Consider the following 1,744-nt stretch of genomic DNA (forward strand, 5'->3'; position numbering starts at 1 on the left):
GCACGCGTGCCACCTGCGCCTCGAACAGCTCCGGAATCGTCCCCGCCGGCACCTCGGCAGCGGTGTCGTTCCACTCCACCAGCACCCGGCGACGCCGCACGTCGTCGAGCACGGGGATGCCGCTCAGCGGAACATCGGGGCCGCCGTCCAGCGCCTCTTCCAGCGCGCCCACCAGGTGCGCGGTGGCCGTGCTCACCATCGCCGCGACGGCGTCCGCGTCGATGGGAAAGACCGCGTCCACCGTTTGCCGCAGCCCATCACCGTTGTCGTCGAAGATCACGGTCAGCGGATAGTTGGTGCGCTCGCGGACGAACACCATCTCGATGCCGTCGCCGACCTCGGCCACGTCTCCGATGAATCCGGTGTTGTGACGGTAGTTGAACACCGAGGTGAACAGCGGAGCGTCCGCCGGCACGCCGCTGGCCTGCTGCGCCAGGGTGAGCGGCGCGTGCTCGTGCTCCAGGAGTGCGGCGAGCTGGCCGCGCATCTCCCGCACCGCAGCGAGGACACCGGTGCCCTCGTCCAGACGCGCCCGCACCGGCAGGGTGTTCATGAAGGGGCCGGGCACCCGGTCCGCGCCGGCACCGGAGTTCATCCGACCGAACAGGACGGTGCCGAACACCACGTCGTCGCGGCCGCTCACCGCGGCAAGGACCCGCGCCCACACCACGTGCAACACCGCGGCAGGGCTCCCACCGAGTCGGCGCGCCACTTCACGCAGCCGCGTCTCGAGGTCCGCCGCGACGTCACTCCGCGCCTGCACCGGGTCCGCGCCGTCGCCGTACGCGTCGACCAGGCCGTACGGCGCGGTGGGCTCGTCGACGTCGCCCAGCAGGCCGACGAAGTAGCGCTCGTGCTCGGTTCGCTCCACCCCACCACGTGCCTGCGTGACGAAGTCACGGAACGGCAGCGGCTCCGGCAGCTCCTCACCCCGGCCGGCGAGGAACGCCTCCACCTCACCCAGCAGGAGTGCGATACCCGTGTGGTCCTGGATCATGTGGTGGACGCGGATCAGCAGCAGCCAACGGCCGTCCGCGGCAGCCGTCGCGTGCAGCCCGAGCAGTGGCGCGCGGCCCAGATCCATCGAGAGCCCCACCGCGGCTGGCAGCTCCTGCACCGGATCCGTGCTCCGGAAGTCGAGTTCGACTTTCTCGACGGGCAGCTGGGCGTGCCGCCACACGACCTGCACCGGCTCGCGCAGGCCCTCCCACACGATGGCGGTACGCAGGATGTCGTGCCGGTCCACGACCTGCTGGAGCGCACCGGCGAAGGCGTCGAGCCGCTCGCGCGAATCGAACTCCAACACCGTCGGCATGACGTAGACGTCCTCGCCCCTGTCGGCCAGGAGGTGGTGGAAGAGCAGACCCTCCTGCAACGGGGCCAGCGGGTAGACGTCAGCGACGTTGGCCGCGCCACCCTCCACGGTCGCGACGATCCGCTCGACCTCCTCGCCGGTCAGCTCGACCAGGGGCAGCATGTCGGGCGTGATCTGCCGCGCGCCCTCCGGGATGACGTTGGGCGGTACGACGACGCTCTCGACGCCGGCCACCGCCGCGAGCCCGGCCACCGTCGGCGACTCGAAGAGGGCGCGTACCGAGATGGTCACCCCGCGGGTGCGCAGGACCTCCACCAGCCGGATCACCAGCAGGGAGTGCCCGCCCAGAGCGAAGAAATCGTCATCGACGCCGACGCTGTCCAGGCCGAGGACCTCGGCGAACGCGGCACAAAGGAGCTCCTCACGGGC

1 protein-coding gene is annotated in these 1,744 nt (G+C 71.0%); it reads right to left on the reverse strand.

Going from position 1 to position 1,744, the window contains the following annotated elements; all coding sequences use genetic code 11:
* On the reverse strand, positions 1–1,744 hold a 1,744-nt coding region (locus tag ACWD35_RS45430), incomplete at both ends, for a condensation domain-containing protein (protein WP_451357169.1).

This window comes from Streptomyces sp. NPDC002671, assembly GCF_053592475.1.